General features: G+C 43.3%; 15 protein-coding genes. 5 read left to right on the forward strand and 10 right to left on the reverse strand.

Going from position 1 to position 20,830, the window contains the following annotated elements:
* Nucleotides 1-279 precede the first annotated feature (279 nt).
* Both crtB and I8748_RS00080 read right to left on the reverse strand, forming a co-directional pair.
* Complete coding sequence (crtB, locus tag I8748_RS00075; RefSeq protein ID WP_198122688.1) at nucleotides 280-1,224, reverse strand: cyanoexosortase B; 945 nt, start codon at nucleotides 1,222-1,224, stop codon at nucleotides 280-282.
* A 182-nt stretch (nucleotides 1,225-1,406) separates the two neighbouring features.
* Nucleotides 1,407-2,600, reverse strand: coding sequence for a DegT/DnrJ/EryC1/StrS family aminotransferase (locus I8748_RS00080; RefSeq protein ID WP_198122689.1), 1,194 nt, complete (start codon nucleotides 2,598-2,600; stop codon nucleotides 1,407-1,409).
* A gap of 888 nt (nucleotides 2,601-3,488) precedes the next feature.
* On the opposite strand from I8748_RS00080, the gene I8748_RS00085 reads away from it, so the two are divergent.
* Together I8748_RS00085 and I8748_RS00090 are read left to right on the forward strand one after the other, a co-directional pair.
* On the forward strand, nucleotides 3,489-5,039 hold the full coding sequence (locus I8748_RS00085; RefSeq protein ID WP_198122690.1) for a GAF domain-containing sensor histidine kinase: 1,551 nt from the start codon (nucleotides 3,489-3,491) through the stop codon (nucleotides 5,037-5,039).
* 531 nt (nucleotides 5,040-5,570) lie between these two features.
* Entirely contained in the window at nucleotides 5,571-6,998 is a 1,428-nt protein-coding gene (locus I8748_RS00090; RefSeq protein WP_198122691.1) for an IctB family putative bicarbonate transporter, read from the forward strand.
* Nucleotides 6,999-7,160: 162 nt separating this feature from the next.
* Here the strand turns inward: I8748_RS00090 and I8748_RS00095 are convergent, their stop codons facing one another.
* Both I8748_RS00095 and smpB read right to left on the reverse strand, forming a co-directional pair.
* A complete protein-coding gene (locus I8748_RS00095; protein ID WP_198122692.1) occupies nucleotides 7,161-7,445 on the reverse strand; it encodes a WGxxGxxG family protein in 285 nt (94 codons plus the stop codon).
* A gap of 449 nt (nucleotides 7,446-7,894) precedes the next feature.
* Nucleotides 7,895-8,362 (reverse strand): SsrA-binding protein SmpB, encoded by a 468-nt coding sequence (gene smpB / locus I8748_RS00100; protein ID WP_198122693.1) that lies wholly within the window; start codon nucleotides 8,360-8,362, stop codon nucleotides 7,895-7,897.
* A gap of 1,093 nt (nucleotides 8,363-9,455) precedes the next feature.
* Between smpB and I8748_RS00105 the strand changes: the two genes are divergently transcribed.
* Nucleotides 9,456-10,139: a response regulator transcription factor gene (locus tag I8748_RS00105; RefSeq protein ID WP_096557584.1), complete on the forward strand. Its 684-nt coding sequence runs from the start codon at nucleotides 9,456-9,458 to the stop codon at nucleotides 10,137-10,139.
* Nucleotides 10,140-10,225: 86 nt separating this feature from the next.
* On the opposite strand, the gene I8748_RS00110 is transcribed toward I8748_RS00105, so the two are convergent.
* From I8748_RS00110 to murC, 4 genes are all read right to left on the reverse strand, one after another.
* Complete coding sequence (locus I8748_RS00110) at nucleotides 10,226-10,726, reverse strand: low molecular weight protein-tyrosine-phosphatase (protein ID WP_198122694.1); 501 nt, start codon at nucleotides 10,724-10,726, stop codon at nucleotides 10,226-10,228.
* Between the two features lie 694 nt (nucleotides 10,727-11,420).
* On the reverse strand, nucleotides 11,421-11,771 hold the full coding sequence (locus tag I8748_RS00115) for a YbaB/EbfC family nucleoid-associated protein (protein WP_198122695.1): 351 nt from the start codon (nucleotides 11,769-11,771) through the stop codon (nucleotides 11,421-11,423).
* 354 nt (nucleotides 11,772-12,125) lie between these two features.
* The gene (murB, locus tag I8748_RS00120) at nucleotides 12,126-13,118 is read right to left on the reverse strand and encodes a UDP-N-acetylmuramate dehydrogenase (RefSeq protein WP_198122696.1); all 993 of its coding nucleotides are present in this window, start codon (nucleotides 13,116-13,118) and stop codon (nucleotides 12,126-12,128) included.
* A 124-nt stretch (nucleotides 13,119-13,242) separates the two neighbouring features.
* On the reverse strand, nucleotides 13,243-14,709 hold the full coding sequence (murC, locus tag I8748_RS00125; protein WP_198122697.1) for a UDP-N-acetylmuramate--L-alanine ligase: 1,467 nt from the start codon (nucleotides 14,707-14,709) through the stop codon (nucleotides 13,243-13,245).
* A gap of 402 nt (nucleotides 14,710-15,111) precedes the next feature.
* Here murC and nadD point away from each other — a divergent pair, with 402 nt between their 5' ends.
* Nucleotides 15,112-15,744, forward strand: coding sequence for a nicotinate (nicotinamide) nucleotide adenylyltransferase (gene nadD, locus I8748_RS00130; RefSeq protein WP_198122698.1), 633 nt, complete (start codon nucleotides 15,112-15,114; stop codon nucleotides 15,742-15,744).
* 114 nt (nucleotides 15,745-15,858) lie between these two features.
* Entirely contained in the window at nucleotides 15,859-16,872 is a 1,014-nt protein-coding gene (locus I8748_RS00135; RefSeq protein WP_198122699.1) for a type I glyceraldehyde-3-phosphate dehydrogenase, read from the forward strand.
* Nucleotides 16,873-16,936: 64 nt separating this feature from the next.
* Here the strand turns inward: I8748_RS00135 and thiL are convergent, their stop codons facing one another.
* Both thiL and dxs read right to left on the reverse strand, forming a co-directional pair.
* The gene (gene thiL, locus I8748_RS00140) at nucleotides 16,937-18,112 is read right to left on the reverse strand and encodes a thiamine-phosphate kinase (protein ID WP_198122700.1); all 1,176 of its coding nucleotides are present in this window, start codon (nucleotides 18,110-18,112) and stop codon (nucleotides 16,937-16,939) included.
* 678 nt (nucleotides 18,113-18,790) lie between these two features.
* A complete protein-coding gene (gene dxs, locus I8748_RS00145; RefSeq protein ID WP_198122701.1) occupies nucleotides 18,791-20,698 on the reverse strand; it encodes a 1-deoxy-D-xylulose-5-phosphate synthase in 1,908 nt (635 codons plus the stop codon).
* Nucleotides 20,699-20,830 lie beyond the last annotated feature (132 nt).

The raw sequence follows: 20,830 nt of genomic DNA on the forward strand, positions 1-20,830 counted from the left end.
TAGGGGTGCAGAGGAGCAGGGGAGAAGGTTTGACCAAAATTGAGATCATGCAATTTACGCCTAATTTGAATTAAAAATGCGTCTTGTGTTGTAAGGTTTTGAGAATTGTCCCAAATCATGTTTTTGGAGCCATCAATAAACTTACAAGTGTTTCAACACTTAATTCACATTAAACGTGAATTGGTATTAGTACTTTTTTTGGCAGAGGAGTTAGAAATTGAGAGTCAACAGTAAATAACTATCTCCCCATCCCCTCATCTCCCCATCACCCCTGTGCCCCTAATCCCCACTCCCTTCAGTCGTGGGGGCCCCGAGTTCCCCTGCTCCCTCTGCTCCCCTGCTTCCTTCTTCTTGCGTTTCCGCAACTGGTGAAAAATAGTTATTAATCCGATTCAGCAGAGGCACTAGTAACAGCAACATACAAGCGGAGTAGAGATCACCACCCCAACCCTCATGCAGCCATTGAAAAGCGACTTCTTGCCCTGTACCGTGAAAGAAGGTAAGTAAAGTGTTACGAATGATATTGGCAGTAACGCTAATGACGACGGCAACAGATAAAAACCAGACGCTGGTGCGACGTGAATCTAAACCACCAGTCCAATAAAGTAGCATTAGGCTAACGTAGAGAGTAGTAAACAACATTTTTAGCCCTGCACAATAAGGGGCGACTTCTACAATTCTTCCACCAACATATATATTCATCTCATCGACGGTTACTTCCATACCAAATTGATTGAGTATGAAGCCTGCTGTACCTGCGATGAAGTTTTGCAAAGGCAAGGTGTAAGGAGCAATCAGATAAGGTACTGCTGTTGGAGTTGCTAGAAATACCAGCAGCAAGGAAAATCCTTGTAATTTGAAACCTGGTATGCCTTTGAACCACAAGCATAATCCTGCTAATATTGTGGGCAAGGAAAGGTTAACCCACTCTGTAACGCCGCTAAGATAAAAAATTCCCCCTACGAGTAGTAAAAAAGCACCCAAAGGATGGGTAATATCTGGCAGACGTTGCCATTTTTTGCGGTTTAACCAACTCAGGTAAGCGGCAAAGGGTAGACCAATAATACCGTGACTAAAATATTCGTGTTCTATACTGATAGTTTTGTGCAGCCAACCATCTAGCCAGTGGAGCAAGATAGGAGCATAAAGCAGCACTAAAACGCCCACTATCGCTATGTTCAGTAGTTGTGCAGTATTTCTTTTAATTTGTTTCTCAGTTACCATATTTTGAGCAGTTTAAAATAAACAGTTCTAAACTTGTTTAGATTTCAATGAATAGTGGTCAGTTATTTTGTTACTGACCACTAAGTACTAATTAAAAACTGTAATGTCAAATAAGTACATGCCATCTGTTATTCTTTGCCTCTGAGGATTAACAGAATTAGCCTTGAGCATAAGTCTTTGATTTATGCTGCTCTACTGCCAATGGCAACAGAGGAATCGTCTTCTGTATTTGAACTCGGCAAGGCTATATTAGCGATCGCAGCTACAACCTCTTTGATTTGACTACTGCTCAAACCGGGATACATGGGTAACGATAGTATTTGCTGTGCTAGCTTTTCCGCTTGGGGAAAGTCCCCCTGTTGATAGCCTAAGTAAGTGAATGCTGGCTGAAGATGACAAGGAATTGGGTAGTGAATACCTGTTTGAATTCCATCTGCTGTTAATTTGTCCTGAATTTGCTGGCGTTCTACCACACAAGATTCATCAACTTTAATTACATAAAGATGATAAACATGTCCAGAATCGCTTTGGTTTTGTACGGGGATAATGCCAGCAGATGCTAAGGGTGCTAACTCGATATCGTACTGCTGAGCAATAGTCAAGCGATCGCGATTCCATTGTGGTAAATGTGGTAATTTTTCTAGTAATACCGCTGCTTGCAATGTGTCTAAGCGACTATTGGTGCCCGGTTCGACATGAAAATACTTTTGAGATGCACCATAATTACGCAAACGCACCATTTTCTGGGCTACATCTGGATCTCGCGTTAATAGCATCCCCCCATCCCCAAATGCCCCTAAATTTTTGCTAGGATAAAAGCTAAAGGCTGCTGCTATTCCCACAGAACCAGCTCGATATCCATCTCTTTCAGCTAAATGTGCCTGTGCGGCGTCTTCAAAAATTAACAATTTATAGGTATCGGCGAAGTCTAATAACTGCCGTGGTGATACCATCTGACCATATAAATGTACAGGAATAATTGCTTTTGTCTGAGGTGTAATTGCCTTTGCTGCTGCTGACAAATCAATTAAAGCTGTTTTGGGGTCGCAATCTACAAGAATTGGTTTTGCCCCAGCACGTAACACCCCAATCAAAGTTGCGATAAAGGTATTAGCTGGTAAAATAACCTCATCGCCAGCACCAATATTGCAAGCTTGCAAACCTAGGGCGATCGCATCAGTTCCTGAAGCAACACCCACACCATATTCTGCACCAGATGCTGCTGCAAATGCTGCTTCAAAATCCGCAAGTGCTTGTCCTAAAATGAAATCTCCCCGTTCCAATATGGCATGAATTGCTTGGTGTAGTTGAGTTTCAATCGGTTGGTGTTGTATTTTCAGATCTACAAAAGGAATTTTCACAGTCGTTTTATTCATGCCATTGAGCCTTGAGATTAAATACCTAAGTTTTGTTTGCTACCATCATGATCCATTTATGACTTAATAGCAAACTTTATACAAATCACAATTATGAAAAATTGATAAATTTTTGATGTTTTTTATGTTTTGATAAATATTTATATTTTTAAACTAATTTGAAATATTATTTTCTTGAGAAAGAACCCTATTGATTAATAGCAAAATATCATATTTTTTTAAAGTAAACTTTTTAATTATATTATTTTGAAATAATTCTATTTTTTCAATTAATAAATATACGAGTATTTAAATAATACTACCTCTAAATATTTGTATTTTTATGTAAAATCTGTATATAATGGCAACAGTATTTATATTATTTAAAATTTAACCCAGTTCATAGTTGAAATATTTAGTTATTTTTTTGGGAAATTTTAATTATTGAGATAAAAATGATTCAAATGCTTCAATTATCCTATATATCAATAAGTCTCAGTCCTTTTACGTAAAAGCAAATAGATTATTTTTAATTGCACAGTAATTTTAAGTAAATCAAGATAAAGTGTACAGACCATTTTTTTTGGTTTGTAGATAAAGTAAGAACGAAATAAGCTTTTTAATCTACCCTTAGGGTTATATTACCCTAGTCGCATCTGAAACTAACGTTGTATAGTATTAGAACCTCAAGCAATACTGGTACATCAGCCTTGAGTGCGACATTCAGCACCAGAGACTATGAACTAGTGAGCGATCGCACAGCCTATTCACGCAAGTAATGCAAAATTTTTGCCCCAAAGTTGTTTGTTGGTTGCCAAATTGGGGAATGCTTAAAAATAGAAAATCATAACCCCGAAACAGCGGTTATATAAATTACAATATCGAGCAATTATCAAGGTAGCGGTGGCAATGGTAGAGCCTGAAAACAAATTATTTTCCCTAAAGGATGGTTGGGCTTCCCAGGAGACAAGAGAACAGCAACGCCTTAAAGTATTATCAGAGTTAGGTTTGCGGCAACCAGAAACAATACCAGTTTTTGAAGAATCGACTCAAACTGCTGCCCACTTTTTGGAAGCGCCGATTTCCATATTGGGATTTATAGATCAAGAACGACACTGGTTTAAGTCAGCAGTAGGTTTGTCTAGATTGGGGTTGATGAATCAACTCGCCCAAAGTCGGCAATTATTACGCCGGGAATCTTTTTGTACCCAAGTCGTAGAAAATTGTCAAACAGTCGTCATTAATGATACACACAAACTCACAGATCCCATACTTGCTACTAGCAAGCTGGTACAAGAATATGGTATCCGCGCTTACTTGGGAGCGCCACTGATTGATGCTTCAGGGAATTGCTTGGGTGCATTAGCAGTAATGGACTTAGTGCCACGCAACTTCACAACTCGCGACATTGAGTTTTTGCAGATTATAGCTCGTTGGAGCATGAGTGAATTTGAGCGGAACCGACTGCTGCAAAATAGACCAGAAACACCCAATTTTAACAATACTCCGACCTTTTCAATTAAGGATGCTCATACTAGTAACATTAGAGTTTCCCCAGCTGCTATGGAAACAGATTCTGTTTCTACTAAGCAATTGAAACTGGAACTTTTGGAACAGCTGACTCAGGAGTTACGTACACCCTTAACATCTGTGTTGGGTATGGCTAGTGTCTTAGGACGTGAGATTTATGGCCCTTTGACAACTAAACAGAGAGAATATGTGGAGATCATCCAACATAGTGGTCGGTATTTACTTTCTTTAGTTAACGAAATTACCGAACTAGGAGCAATAGACGAAAACATAGCTGTGCTAAATTTAGCTCCTGTAGATATTGAAATGCTGTGTCAACAAGCTATCAATACCCTAGAAGAAGCAGCTAACCGCCGCGAGCAAGATATTCGCCTGTCCATAGAACCAGGACGTAGCCGCATTTGGCCTTTAGATAAAGACAAAGTACGGCAAATTTTGTATCACCTAGTTTTCAGCGTGATTCAACTTTCCGCCACAGGTAGTATTGTTCGTATTCATGTCTCTTACAAGGAAAATACCCTCAATATTACTATTTGGGTATCCCATCCCTGGTTAGGAGATGGCATCACAGAAGTTGATCCCTACTTTCGGCTTAGCCCCTTATCGCTGCTTGAGCTGACAGGACAAACAGCAACGTACAATAGTTATTCAGAAAATCTGGATGAACTAGGTAGCTTACCAGTTGCGATCGAGAAGTCTCACAACTTGGGCATTTCTGGCTCAGATAGCGTTACTGTGAATACTAGCCTTAATTTAGCTAAGCAGTATGGCAACTTATCACGGGAAAGCTTGGGTTTGTTGCTGAGCTGTCAACTAGCAGAATTACATAGTGGACAAATTTCAATTCAAGGTTCACCGGAATCAGGACACCGTTATGTACTTTCTTTGCCACTACAAGTGGCTAGTTCCCCCCCAGAAAGTGATACCTGACAATAATTTGGGATTTTGCATTCAAAGTCTTTACACAAGGTTCTTCTGTAGAATCTCAAACAATACTTACTATGCCAATTTGCTATAACAACTTACGGCTATCAATTAAGTTCGTTAAGCAGTGCAGCTTGGCAATAATAACTAAATTAGTAGAAAAATGTTAAACGGCTGATGCTATGAGTAACATTTGTTCTGCCCTTCGGGTGATGCTCCTTCTCCCAAAGTAAGATGCTACGCTTTCTGTGGCTAACCCTGCGAAGTTCGGCAGTCCCCCAGACGCTCTTTTGATGCTTCGTTCCGACGCTCGTTCCTCGTTACCGCTTCGCGCTTCGCTACCGCTTCGCTAATCCTAAAGCTCACTAATCGGCGGAAACCGCCAAGATGAGGAATGGACTTACCAAAACGGGGCTGCCTCACCTCCTAGCTTCTACTTCTCAATTTGCAGTCTGCCCTATTATTTTTTTATAATTACCCGCATTATGATTAAGGCCATGTTCTGCGCGGACGTGCCAATTGATCGCAGCGTGTTTTATGAATTTAATCTGGCAACGATTTACTTTATCCCATTTCCCGATCAAAGAATATCTCAATAGTAGCTACCTACACCGTTTTTTGGTGGGGCTGTTACACTCTTGGCGACAAGGCAGTGTCTTGATTCGTTGGGGAGATACGATAGCGGCTGGCTTACTAAGCCTGGTGTATGCCCTTGCCCCTTTTGCTTCAAGTGCTTTGATAGGAGTTTTGCTGTTTGCTTGCGTGGGATTTTGGCTACTGTTAACTTTATCTGATGAACCAGCACCAGCACAAGCTTCATTATTCACTCCTATTCATCTGCTGGTATTTCTTTACTGGGGAATTGCTGCTGTAGCTACTGCATTGTCACCTGTGAAAAAGGCGGCATTGAACGACTTGCTAACTTTGACTCTCTATTTGCTGCTATTTGTCCTTTGTGCCAGAGTATTGAGGTCAGCCCGCCTCCGTTCTTGGATTATCACGCTCTACCTACATGTATCGCTCATTGTTAGTATATATGGAATGCGGCAGTGGTATTTTGGAGCGCCTCCACTAGCAACTTGGAGTGATCCGGAATCTGCTTTCTCTAAGACAACAAGAGTCTACAGTTATTTGGGTAATCCCAACTTATTGGCTGGATACTTGCTACCAGCAGTAGTTTTAAGCTTGGTTGCAATTTTTGTATGGCAAAGTTGGTTTAAGAAAGCTTTAGCATTAACAATGCTAATTGTCAATACTGCGTGCTTGATTTTTACTTATAGTCGTGGTGGTTGGATTGGGTTAGTAGTGGCAATTTTGACTGTGATGGTATTGCTATTCTATTGGTGGAGTGTGCAAATGCCTCCTTTTTGGCGCACCTGGTCACTGCCCATTATCTTGGGAGGTTTGATAGGAGTATTGTTGCTAGCAATTATATTTGTAGAGCCAGTGCGCCTCCGGTTTTTCAGCATTTTTGCCGATCGCAGCGATAGCAGTAATAATTTTCGCAGGAATGTATGGGACGCTGTATTTGAGATGATTCGCGATCGCCCAATTATCGGTATTGGCCCTGGTCACAACGCTTTTAATAAAATTTATCCACTCTACCAACATCCTCGTTATAGTGCTTTGAGTGCCTATTCGATTTTACTAGAAGTGGCTGTAGAAACCGGTTTTGTTGGTTTAGCCTGTTTTCTCTGGCTAATAATTGTGACTTTTAACACCGCATTTCTGCAACTACGGCGATTGCGAGAATCCATGAATATAGAGGGATTTTGGTTAATTGGGGCGTTTGCCACTTTACTCGGTATGCTTGCTCACGGTACGGTAGATACTGTCTGGTTTCGCCCTGAAGTCAATACCCTCTGGTGGCTAATGGTCGCTTTGATAGCTAGCTACTGGACACCTTTGAAACAAGGCCAATCTCCAGAACTCAATTCACCAGATCCACAGCCTGCGGCAAACTAGTAAGCTGTAAAACATCCAAACTAGATGTTAAAGCTGATGGTTAAATGGAGAAGTGGCTACAGCTATATGTTTTGTGTTTGGTGAATCAAATGAAATGCTACCGTCACAGTGCTGCGGTACTTGACGGTAGTTTACAGTTGTGAGATGTGAATTTTGAACTGCTTAGTCTCTGTAGGTAGTGGCGCCAGGTGCATTGGGGTCACGATAACGGGTGGGTTCATCATCACGTCTTTTACCTGACAAGCCAGCTAAACCCAATAGACCAATTAATCCTAGCCAACCCCAATCAAAATCATTGCGATCGTTATAAGTTGTTGTTCTTGTTGGAGCTGTGTTGGTTCTGGGTGAATCAGTAACCTGGGCTTTTACAGGTAGACTCAAAGGCAAAATTGCCATACTCAAACCGAGAACCCCAGCACCGAGTGCTTTGCTAAAATTACGTGTCATGATCAAAGTTCCTTATCCCTTGCAAAGTTATTAACCACTGTATCGAGTTCTACAATGAGCAAAATCAATCTGTGGCTATAAACTAGGGTTTTTTTGAACTCACGCTGAAGATATATAAATGCTTTTTAGTTCAGTCTGTTTCTCACTCTGATGTGGTATTTGGGTCACACTCATATTGAACAGGACTTACGCAGCGAGATTATTTGCTAAGTTCGGGAATAGGGCATTGGGGATTTTTTTCTGTCCCATGCCCCATACCCCATGCCCAGCCCAAACCCTTAATTTCTCGTTTCCTATGCGTAAGTTCTATTTAAGATACTTAGAACTTACACAAACCTACACCTTACTTTAGGCAATTCATGAATTGACGCTATATGATAAAGAGGAATTTTGGCTATTTTTTGCGTAAGTCCTAATTAATTCAGCAAGACTTTATTTTTTGTAGTTTCCTAATAATTTTTCATCGCCCTTTGAATGTCGCGTTGGTCTTGGCGTCGTTTTAAGTCTTCTCGCTTGTCATGAAGCTTTTTACCTTTGCCAAGCGCTATACTAACTTTCACCCAGCCTCGTTTGAGATACATCTTCAAAGGTACTAATGTCAAGCCTTGCTGTTCTACTTTGCCAATTAATTTACGGATTTCCTGACGATGTAGTAAAAGCTTACGTGTTCGTCGCGGTTCATGATTAAAATATTGTCCGCTAGCGTTATAAGGGGAGATATGCACATTGATCAGCCATGCTTGACCATCACGAATCAAAGCATAACCATCTTGGAGATTAACTTTACCTGCACGGATTGACTTAACTTCGGTTCCTGTCAGCTGAATTCCAGCTTCATAGGTTTCAAGGATTTCATACAAAAAACGGGCTTGACGGTTGTCACTAATCACTTTGTAACTTTCGCTCTTGTCACTCATTGAGAATTTGGCTTGCGTTAAATTGACTTAAAAATTGTTGGGACTAGCTTGTAAACTTTATAGCCGGATATTAAACCACTATAAATGCTTAACTAGATAGATGGACATAATTAAATGTTAAATCCCAGCTAGGGAAAATGCTGCTTTGAGGCTTTTCTCTTCTGCCCTTTGGCTTGGTGCAGTTTGCAATCCACATAAAGCAGAGCTACTTTGCAAAAGGTGGGGTTTGAAGCCAGATTTGTGGCTGTTGGCAGAGCCGGACGCTAGCGCAGTGGCTCCCTAAGTCAAGGAAGTGGCGTCTAAATACTGCAACTGCTTCACCTCCTACCCTTCGGATAACGCTCGTAAGCTCGCTACCGCTTCGCTAAGGCCACTTAGCCATATGGCAACAAGCCCTACTCTTCGAGTTCTGCTTTGCAGTACGGGTGACGCTCCTGCGTCGAAGATCGCTCTTGAGATCGCCAGTTCTCCTCTCGCAAGAAGCCCTTGTGGGTGACGCTCGTTCCGACGCTCCTTCTCCCAAAGGGAGACGCTACGCTTTGCGTCGCTAACGCTACCGCTTCGCGCTTCGGCAGTTGCTCCACTTGGGGAGCCACCGCCGTGCGCGGGTCTTTCGACTTGAGGGGAGTGGCGTCAGACCCCAAGACGGCACTGCCTCACCAAGATGAAAACTGGATTCACCAAGAAGTGAAGTGGACTCAGCTCCTGCCTTATACTGATCAGCGTTATCCTATTAATTTAGCTTTTTCCAGTTCTCAATTAAATGTTTGCCAACAAATTTTGCCACTATAAAATTATGGTTTGCATAAACATTAATTTACATTCGAGTGAGTAATAGTTCTGAATTATGTCTATATTATTAATAAATATAAATTTATTTATACCTTCATTACCTAAAGCCAGAAGTGCAATTAAGTTTGTTAATTATTCCTCAGGATTTAAGATTGTCTTTATAAATTAGCCCTGAGGCAGTCATTAGTCGGTAATCCTGTCATAGTATGAAACATAAGAACACTATTTATTGCCTGTGTTCACTAATGAAGCTTGTAAAAGCAAATTTCTGAGTAAAAAAAATGCTAGGGGTGTATTGTCCATGCCCTTGACGATCCTTGTAGTGGATGACGACCTGGGCACTCGTCTGTCTATTAGCGATTATCTTGAGCTGTCAGGCTATTCGGTAATCACAGCTAATGATGGTCAAGAGGCTTTGGTAATGGTAGATGACTACCATCCTGATTTAATCGTCACCGATATTGTTATGCCACGCATGAATGGCTATGAACTGGTACGCCGGGTGCGCCAACAACAAGCCTTCCGGTTGTTACCTGTAATTTTATTAACAGCACGCACTAAGACCCAAGAAAGAATTTTGGGCTACCAGTCGGGTTGCGATTTATATTTGCCTAAACCTTTTGAACTTGAAGAATTAGCAGCAGCAATTCGCAATCTGTTGGAACGGGCGCAAATCATTCAATCTGAATATCGCTTTTCTAATAAAGAAAATATGGGCAACGCCACTCCAACAAAAGCGGTAGATGCCCATCAGTCTCTTTTCACTCATATTCAAAAATCTCAACTGCTCTCATCTCTCACTTCCAGAGAACAAGAAGTCTTAGAACTTTTGACTCATGGTCTGTCTAATGCGGAAATGGGTCAGCAGCTACACTTGAGTCCGCGAACAGTGGAAAAGTACGTTAGTAGTTTATTGAGGAAGACCGAAACTAGCAACCGAGCAGAACTAGTACGTTTTGCAATGAAGCACGGTCTTGTGGATTAACACTTTCCGAGCTAAAGATACAAAGATTCAGTGAGAAGTTAGGAATTAGGAGTTAGGAGTTAACGGGAGAAAAGATAACTCATAACTCATAACTCTCCAATTTTATCTGTTAGGTGCTGGCTGATAATATATTGGAGTAGACCTTCACAAGCATCAACAAGCAAATCAATCACTTGATTAAAACCTTCTACACCACCGTAGTAAGGGTCTGGAACTTCCTTTAGGGTGTGCCGAGAGCAAAATTCACACATTAAGTAAACTTTGTTGTGATATTGCTCTTTTGGGTCAAGAGCGAGGATATCCTGATAATTGTCTCGATCCATCGCCAAAATCATATCAAAGTCATGAAAGTCTGACTTTTGAAACTGCCGAGCATGGCCACGTAGTTTAATTCCTAGTTTTGTAGCAGCCGCAACACTCATACGTCGGTCAGGTGGACTACCAATGTGATAGCTAGATGTACCAGCAGAGTCACAGAGGATATGTTCACTCAAGTCAGCTTGGTCAATGAGATGATTCATAATGTTTTCTGCCGAGGGTGAACGGCAGATATTCCCCAGGCACACAAACAGCAGCTTGTGGGGCATATATATATTTTGTCCTTTGTAAGGCAGTGCGGTGAGCCAGTTCGTTGGGGAGACAGCGCTGTGGTGTTAGCGTAGCGGTAGCGACGTAGGAGCGTCGGCAACGCGGTGAGGCAGCCCCCGATAGGAGCGGTTTCCGGCGTTAGCGCAAGCGTTGCGCGAGTCTTCTCCCAAGGGGAGACGCTACGCTTTCCGAGCGTCTGGGGGACTGCCGTTAGCAAGAGCGTTAGCGAGCTTGCGAGCGTCACCCGTAAGAGTCTTGGGGGTTCCCACGCCACTTGCTACAACGGAGGAAACCTCCGCAACGCAGTGGCTCCCCATGAGCGATTGCCGAAAGGGCCGACTTGAAGCGACTGTCGTCGGGTTCCCCGACAGCCGCGCAACTGCTGTTCCCCGTTCTACGAAGTCGTCCCCGTTCCCAAGGGAGAGGGTTCCCGCTTTCTTAGGGTAGGGGTTCTCATTTGCGGCCTTCGTCTTTGAAGGAGAAGAGTACCCGTAAGGGTCTTGGGGTCTCACGCCACATGCATTACTCTCAGCAAAGCGCAAGGGCGCAGTAGTTCCCAAGTGCGGTAACTGCCCATCTCAAGAGGGGTTAGCATTAGTGAGGTACGAGGGTCACCCGAAAAATCTTTTGTCACTTGTCATTTGCCCTTAGCTGATAACTAACGGCTAATGACTAATGACTATTGACCAATGACTATTGAAATCCTGGTAATTCCAGTCCACTGGTTAAGTCTTCCATGCGTTCCCGCATTGTTGCCGTGGACTTTTCATAGGCATTTTTCATTGCCGCTGTCACGAGATCGGAAAGTATTTCTGCTCCTTGTGCTATGGCTTCTGGAGCAATTTCCACTCGCTTGGGTTCTTGGTTACCGCTGACAATAACTTTGACCAGACCACCACCGGACTCTCCCTGAATCTCCATTTGTTCTAATTCTTCTTGGAGTCGCTTTGCACCCTCTTGAACTTGCTGAGCTTTTTTGAAAGCATCAGCTAGTTCCTTCATTTTTCCCAAACCGAAGCCAAATCCCTGTCCTTTTCCTGTCATAATTAATTGTCCGCGTTTGCGTTGAATAACAAGTCAAATTCAATTATAGATGCGGTCGGCAGTTTGCCTATTTTGTTACCAATAATTAATGCCAGGTGTTGGGTACTGTGGAACTCGGGGCCCCCACGACCAAAGGGAGTGGGGATTAGGGGCAATGGGGATTGGGTATTGGAAAAATTTTTCCCTATCCTTAGTAGCCTGCCAAAAAGATTTTGACAGGCACAGGGATTGGGTAAGGGGAAAAGGGTAAAGGTTTTTAATTCCTTTCCCTTTACCCTTTTCCCTTTCCCCAGTCTTCACCTGTCAGCATTTGCGTGGTGAACTACTAGTCCCTATTCACAAGTCCCCAGTCCCTTAACACACCGCTTGAAACTCTCCAAGCATTTTGACTTCTGGCTCTAACAAAATTGACCAATGTTCTTGCACTTGGTGCTGGATATAACGGATGAGACAGAAGATATCACTAGCCTTGGCACCACCACGGTTGACAATAAAATTGGCATGGAGTTGTGCAACTTGTGCCCCTCCAATTTGGTAGCCTTTTAGACCTGTTTGTTCAATCAACCAGCCAGCAGCATAAGGTTTGGGATTACGGAAAACACTGCCACAACTGGGGAAGTTGTAGGGTTGAGTTGTTAGTCGATGCTGTTTGTGTTGCTTGGTGGTTGCCAAAACTTTTGCTGGATCAGCACCTGGTTGGAGTTGGAAGGTAGCTTGAGTGACGATGCGATCGCTACCTTGTAATAATGAAGTGCGGTAAGCGTAACCGATCTCTTCAGGGGTGAGAGTTTTGAGTGTACCGTCGGGTGCAAGTACCTGGGCGCTGACTAACATATCTGCGATACAACTGTTGTGTGCCCCTGCATTCATCACCACAGCACCCCCGACTGTTCCAGGGATACCCACAGCCCACTCCAATCCTTCCCAGCCTAGTTGGGCTGCCTCCCATGCTAAGCTAGGAATTGATTCTCCAGCAGCAACAGTTAATTGACCAGTGTGGTGGTCAAAGTAGCTGTAGCGGAGATGACGGGTAGAAATAACTAGGCCTGGGATACCGCGATCGCTGACTAAAAGGTTAGAACCTGCCCCTAGTGTTGTTACGGTCAATTCATGTTCTGTTGCATACTCTAGGCTGGCTTGCAGGGTTTCTAGGTTGCGAGGAGCAACATACCATTCAGCCGCACCTCCCACTCTATATGAAGTGTACCCAGACAATGAAGCTTGGGACTTGATTATACAATCAGTTCCTGGTAAGTAAATTATCTTACTTTCGCCTGAATTAACTGTTTTCTGTTTAGGTGTAGTCGAAACTGTGCAGACGTTTCCATCTGCCTGGGAGATTTTCATTTTTACGTCAATTTGTGAAATTTTACATTTATCTATCTGCCGTAAAAATACAGCAATAGTGTGAATTGATAAAACCGTCCTAGATAGACATTTAGCTTTGAGAATTATTCTCTTTTCCTGTCCTCTAAGATGTGGCTTTAGCAGGCTCACAAAGAGTTGTAATTACTTCTGGAATTATTTGATTCAAATTCCCAGCACCCAGAAACAGCGCTAAGTCTCCAGGGCGCAGTGTTTGCAGCAAGAACTCGCACACCTTCGGTAAAGTTGGCTGATAAACCACTTGTGAGTGCTGTTTGGCAATTTCTACTGCCAAACGTTCACCGCTAATTTGACCATTATTAGCTTCGCCTGCACTGTAAATATCGGTCAGGACAACTAAATCAGCATGTGCAAAAGATTCGGCAAACTCTTCTAAAAAGGTGAGTGTGCGGCTATAGCGATGAGGTTGGAAAATCGCCACCACTCTTTGTCCTGGCCTTGCTTGCAGGCGTGCAGCAGCCAGAGTGGCACGAATTTCACTGGGATGGTGGGCATAGTCATCGATGAAAGTAATGCCATCAACTTCACCCCGGAACTCAAAGCGGCGTCTGGCTCCTTCAAAAGTGGCAATACCTTTGGCAATTTCTCCAAATTCTAAGCCCAAGACTCGACCAACAGCCACCGCTGCTAAGGCATTACTCAGGTTATGCCGACTGAGGAGGCGCAATTTTAACACGCCCAAGGCTTTGCCACCTTCCCAAACTAGAGCTGTTGTGCCATCAGCCCGATAGTCAACATTGCTCACAGTGTAGTCAGCATTGGTATCTTGGTGTAAGCTGTAGCTGATTGTTGGTTTTAGGCGATCGCGTACTGTTGCACAATCAATACTGCCGATTAAAGTTTTACAACCAGCAGCAAATTGTTGGAAGGTATCAACAACTTGCTCTAATGTGTCGTAGTGGTCAGGATGATCGAGTTCAATATTGGTAATGATGCCAATCTCAGGCGCATGTTTTACTAAAGAACCGTCTGATTCATCTGCCTCAGCCACCAAATACCGACTTTGCCCAAATCTAGCATTGCCTTCCCAAGCATTGACTTCGCCACCTACAAGAATTGTGGGGTCTAACCCAGCTTGCAGTAGCATATAACCAATCATGCAACTTGTGGTTGTTTTGCCATGAGTTCCTGCCACCGCGATGCTGTAGTAATCAGCAATTAACGCAGCTAGAACATCAGAACGATGAAAAATTGGGCAGCCTAGTTCTAAGGCTGCCTTGTATTCCGAATTACTTTTGTTGATTGCTGTTGAGCAAATGACTTGGGGCAGTTTCGCCTGTTTGGCAGCAGATAATTCTGCCAGCGAGTTTAACTCTACTCCATTAGTAGTAGCTACATCCGAAAGGAAGAAATCAAAATTACTCGCTTCTTGTTTAGGAAAAATATGAGAACCGATGGCTTCTAACTGTCGGGTAATGTGATTAGGACGAATATCTGAACCAGAAACTGGTAAATTGCGCTTTACCAGTAAATATGCCAGAGCAGACATACCTATACCACCAATGCCAATGAAATGAAATGGTCTACCGCTAAAATCTACTGAATTACTCATTTATTGCTCCTCTTGCACCACACCACACCAAAATCACAAATGACACGCGTATCATAACAGGAATTTGATTTTTACCGTAACTCCTCCTGTAGCTATGTTTATGCTGGATTTATAGTTGATTTTTTACACTTGTTGCCTTTGTTGAGAATGATTTTACCTTGCTTGGAGGTTTTTACTATTTCGCAACTGTTTTTAAGATTATTCTGAAAATTGTCGCTACATCGGGAAAGAAATTCTTGTGATTTCAAATACATATTTCAGATTCCTTACTGTTATCAGCTACAATAGTAAATTCTTAGCAAAACTGCTTTGAAATTTCATCAAGCCAAAGTCTAAATTGCGTACAATATTAATTTGGTAGTGAGACTATATCTCAATTGACCAGAACCAGAGTATAACTGGATGCAACAATTAGCAATTTTTGGTGGCACATTTGATCCTGTTCATTGGGGACATCTCCTCGTAGCCCAGGCAGCTTTGTATCAAGTACCTTTAGAAAAGGTAATTTGGGTGCCATCAGGAAATCCTCCTCATAAAAAAGCTGTTTCCTTTGAGCATCGACTGGAAATGCTGCAAATAGCTACAAGAGAAAACCCGGCGTTTACGGTTTCACTCGTGGAGGGAAATCGCGCTGGAAAATCCTATGCCATTAATACTTTGCTCGACTTATCTACTTTTTACCCAAATACTCATTGGTACTGGATCGTGGGTTTGGATACCTTCCAAACCTTGCCTCGTTGGTATCGTGGACACGAACTAGCACAAATGTGTGATTGGTTAATTGCACCCCGACTGGTAGGTGGTGAGAATATAACTCAAAGCGAGCTGATCTGCAAGCAAATAGAGCAACAACTCGAAAAAAAGTCACACTCTATTCGTTGGCAATTCCTGGACATACCCTTAGTGGGAGTTTCGTCAAGTCTTATTCGTCAACGAGCCAGCGATCGCTCTGTCAATGCTATTCGTTATTTAGTCCCAGAAGCAGTTAGGTCATACATCACAGCCCACAACCTCTACTCAGACAATCCTGAATAAAATGTGTGTTTTTTTATAGATCTAGCACTTTATGGTTAATAATAATCCCCCTTTGCGATATGATTGGGGTCAAAGATATCAACTTATAGGCATAAATACAGAGGGCAAGACACTGTGATTAGAGTCGCAATTAACGGTTTCGGGCGCATCGGACGTAACTTTGCACGCTGTTGGGTGGGCAGACAGAATAGCAAAATTGATCTTGTTGCTATTAATGACACATCTGACCCTAGAACGAATGCTCACCTCCTTAAATATGACTCGATGCTAGGAAAGTTAAAGGATGTTGACATTTCTGCCGATGATAACTCTATCATCATTAACGGGAAAACCGTTAAGTGCGTATCTGACCGTAATCCAGAAAACTTGCCTTGGAAAGAGTGGGAAATTGACCTAATTATCGAAGCAACTGGAGTATTTACCAGCAAAGAAGGTGCACTCAAGCATGTGAATGCTGGAGCTAAGAAGGTTCTAATTACAGCCCCAGGTAAAAATGAGGATGGTACTTTTGTGGTTGGCGTGAATCATCACGATTATGACCACAACATACACCACATCATCAGTAACGCTAGCTGTACAACAAACTGCTTAGCTCCCATTGCCAAGGTGATAAACGATAAATTCGGTATTATCAAAGGCACCATGACTACCACCCACAGCTACACAGGCGACCAGCGCTTACTAGACGCTTCTCACCGAGATGTACGTCGGGCTAGGGCAGCAGCTATTAACATTGTGCCGACCTCTACTGGTGCAGCAAAAGCAGTGGCCTTAGTTATCCCCGACCTCAAAGGTAAGCTGAATGGTGTTGCTTTACGTGTACCGACCCCGAACGTTTCAATGGTAGATTTCGTGGTTCAGGTTGAGAAGCGTACTATTACGGAAGAAGTTAACCAAGCTCTTAAAGATGCCGCTGAAGGGCCACTCAAAGGTATTTTGGACTACAGCGAACTACAACTAGTATCTTCTGATTATCAAGGTACTGACGCTTCCTCTATTGTTGATGCTAGCTTGACTATGGTTCTAGGCAATGACCTGGTGAAAGTCATGGCATGGTATGACAACGAATGGGGCTACAGCCAGCGAGTTTTAGATTTGGCTGAACTGGTAGCCCAAAAGTGGGTTTAAAGCAAGTGAGGAGTTAGGAGTTAGAAGTTAGGAATTAAAACTCATAACTTTTCACTCATAACTCCTAACTCTGGAAATGTTGAAATCCCTGGCTGAGGCTGAGAACTTGGTCAGGGAATTTTTGTTGTTGGTCGTGCAATAGTACTTTTGGTTCGGCTGTGATAATTCCTACAATAGCTGCGTCTTGACCAAGCTTTTGCACTAATGTATTTGCTAGTTCTTTGGGCAAGCACAGGACTAATTCAAAGTCTTCGCCACCATAGAGGGCATATTCTAGCGCTTGCTGTTCTGTAAGGCAGTGGTCAAAAGCTTGTGGTAAAGGGATTTGCCTGCATTCTAAGACAGCACCAACACCACTAGCGCGGCAAATTTGCAAAATAGCATCTGCTAAGCCATCGCTGCTGTCCATTCCGGCGACCGAAAGGGGGGAGTTGGGAGTCGAGAGGAGCCACTGCGGTGAGGCAGCCCCCATCTTGGCGGTTTCCGTCCATGGGGGACTGCCGAACCCGAAGGGTCTTGGGGTCTCCCCAAATGGAGGAGGCAGCCGCGTGGGCGGGTTTCCCGACTTGAGCGGACTGCCGTCATGTGGCGTTCGGGAGTGGGGAGTTAAAATTTCCCACAATATGGGTAAGACATCTAATCGTGGTTGGGGACGCTGGTGTGCTTTGATTAAAGCCTCTTGTTCTGTGTTGTTGAGGTTTTGTTTCAATTCGGGATGTAAGAGCAATTGTAAGCCAGCGTGGGAGGCTCCGTGAACACCTGTAACGACGATCGCATCCCCCACAACAGCAGCAGAACGGCGGATAATTCTATGAGGATGAGCTTGACCAAAAGCAGTAATTGCCAGGGTAGTTACGGGCGATCGCACTACATCACCACCTACAATCGAGGTATTGTATTTTTGCAGGCATTCAGTCATTCCTTGATATAAGCGCTCAACCCAACTCACGCTAACTTCACCAGGTAATCCTAGTCCAACGGTAATTCCTAACGGAGTAGCCCCCATTGCTGCTAAATCTGATAAATTGGCAGCGGCAGCTCGCCAACCTGTATCTTCTGGAGAAGTAGTAACATCACTAAAATGCACGCCATTAATCAATAAATCTGTTGTCACCACTAAAGATTGTTCTGGTTCAGTCACAAGCACAGCTGCGTCATCCCCAATCATCTCTGGTGGACAGAAACGCTGTAACCTTTCTAAAAGACCTTGTTCACCAATATCTTTAACTTTTTTAGTCATTGGTCATTAGTCATTAGTTATTGGTCATTGGTCATTAGTCATTGGTCATTTGTGTTTATCAAGGACAAATGACTAATGACTAAGTACAACCTCACGAGTTGATAACACTGTTAACGTGAGTTCGACAAGCGCTGTTTTGACCTCTCCCCCGACCCCTCTCCTACCTTGCTATCCATTAGTCACATCTTTCTTAACAATCTTGAAACCCTTGTTTTATAACTATCCTATCAACTGAGGGATTAGACATACTTGACAAATTCGTGCTTATTCTTCTCGCTAAAACTGCGTTTTTATTGAGAATTAACGACGAACTAATAAGGGTTAGAAAAAGCGTGAGTGAATACTCTCACAAATGTTGAGAAAGATCCGGGTAATGGATAGCCTACCTTGAGAGGGGAGTAAAACCGTGATTTTTTCGTTTATCCTCCCTCTCCTAAAAGGCGCTACCGTGTACACACAAGTCAAAAAAACCATTACTACAAAAGATTTGAGTTTGGTAGGGTGCGTTATGGACTCTTGTCCTAACGCACCACAAATCTCTGGCGGTGCGCGATTCCTGCGGCGTAACATACCCTACTAACTGACTGACTAGGTTTCTACTCAGCACTCAGCACTTTGTCATAGCATTCAGATAAAAAAAGGTGGGCATTTGCCCACCTACTCATCATTAATCATCAGCTAAACAACAGCAGACACTTGCTTTTGAAAGAACGCTTGTAATACTCTTTCTGCTATTTGTGGACTAGTTAAACCTAATTCTGCCTTGGATTGGTCTGGTTCAGCGTGATCCACCAATATATCTGGCACACCGATACGCTTGACAGGAACCACAATATCTGCATCCAACAGTGCTTCTGCCACCGCAGAACCAAAGCCGCCCATGACACAGCCTTCTTCCAAAGTCACAACGCGACCAATTTTCTTAGCCAAAGGCAAAATCAACTCGGTATCTAAAGGCTTGACAAAACGGGCATTAATCACAGTTGCTTCAATGCCGTGTTCGCTAAGAATTTCCGCGGCTTGCATACTTGGATAAACCATTGTGCCGTAACCAATGATTAACACATCATCACCTTGACGCAGAATTTCTCCTTTGCCGATTTCCAAAGGTTCCCAGCCTTCTTCCATCAAAGGTACACCGTAGCCGTTGCCACGAGGGAAGCGCATAGCTATTGGCCCAGTGGTATGGTTAATACCAGTAACTACCATGCGTTGCAGTTCTGCTTCATCCTTGGGTGCCATCAATACCATGTTGGGAATGCAACGCAGATAGGCGATGTCATACATACCTTGATGGGTAGGGCCATCAGCACCTACAATTCCCGCCCTATCCAAGCAGAAGAACACAGGTAAATTTTGGATACAGACATCGTGAATTATCTGGTCGTAAGCTCGTTGCAAGAAGGTTGAGTAGATAGCAGCAACGGGACGCATACCTTCAGCTGCTAATCCCGCAGCTAAGGTGACAGCATGTTGTTCAGCGATACCCACATCAATATATTGATGGGGCAGTTTCGCTTGCAGTTTGTCTAAGCCTGTTCCCGTAGCCATTGCCGCAGTAATCCCAATAATTTTGGGGTTTTGTTCAGCAAGTTTCACGAGCGTATGGGAAAATACCTTAGCATAAGCCGGGGGCTTGGGTTTGCTAGAAGGAATCGCTTTACCCGTTGCCAAGTTAAATGGGCTTTGGGCATGGTAGCCTACTTGGTCTTGTTCGGCGATTTCATAGCCTTTGCCCTTGACTGTTGCTACATGCACTAAAACTGGCCCTGGTATTTGATGTGCTTGATTAAAGGTAGCAATCAATTCTTCTAAATTATGTCCATCCACTGGCCCCATGTAGGTAAAGCCTAGTTCTTCAAAGACTGCACCTACTTTGGGAACAGCTAAACGCTTCATACCTTCTTTGAGGCGTCCGAGTTCAGGAGATAGAGATTCTCCGACGAAGGGAATATGTTTGAATTGTTCCTCAAAATTATCTTTGATAAACTGCACCGGTGGGCTGAGGCGCATTTTGTTGAGGTAGCGGGGAATGGCGCCTACATTGGGAGAAATAGACATTTCGTTGTCGTTGAGAACAACCAGCAAGTTAGTTTTGGGCAGATGTCCAGCATGGTTAATCGCTTCCAAAGCCATACCGCCAGTTAAAGCACCATCGCCAATAACGGCCACAGCTTTAAATTTTTCGCCTTTCATGTCTCGCGCTAAAGCCATTCCCAGTGCTGCTGAGATACTGGTAGAAGCATGACCTGCCCCAAAGTGATCGAATTTGCTTTCACACCGCTTGAGATAACCAGCAATTCCGTCTTTTTGTCTAAGGGTGTGGAAGTCACTGTAGCGTCCCGTGAGCAGTTTATGAGGATAAGCTTGATGTCCTACATCCCAAATAACTTTATCCCGATCTAAGTCTAGTGTCTGGTAAAGCCCTAACGTTAACTCTACAACACCCAAACCAGGCCCCAAATGACCCCCAGTTGCAGCTACGGTTTGTAGGTGCTTATCTCGAATCTGACGGGCAATTTGTTGCAGCTGCCGGATCGATAAACCGTGCAACTGATTGGGATGGGTGATTTCACTCAGATGCATATTATAGATATTTCCTCTCTACAGTGTAGTTTCGGCATTATTTGATTTTCCCACGGTCGGGTTGTCCACAGAATTAGACTGTGATTAAGTTGAGACATGGAAAATTAACAGTAGGCATTGGTGAGTGCTGAG

The organism is Amazonocrinis nigriterrae CENA67 (assembly GCF_016056305.1).
Lineage (GTDB): Bacteria > Cyanobacteriota > Cyanobacteriia > Cyanobacteriales > Nostocaceae > Amazonocrinis > Amazonocrinis nigriterrae.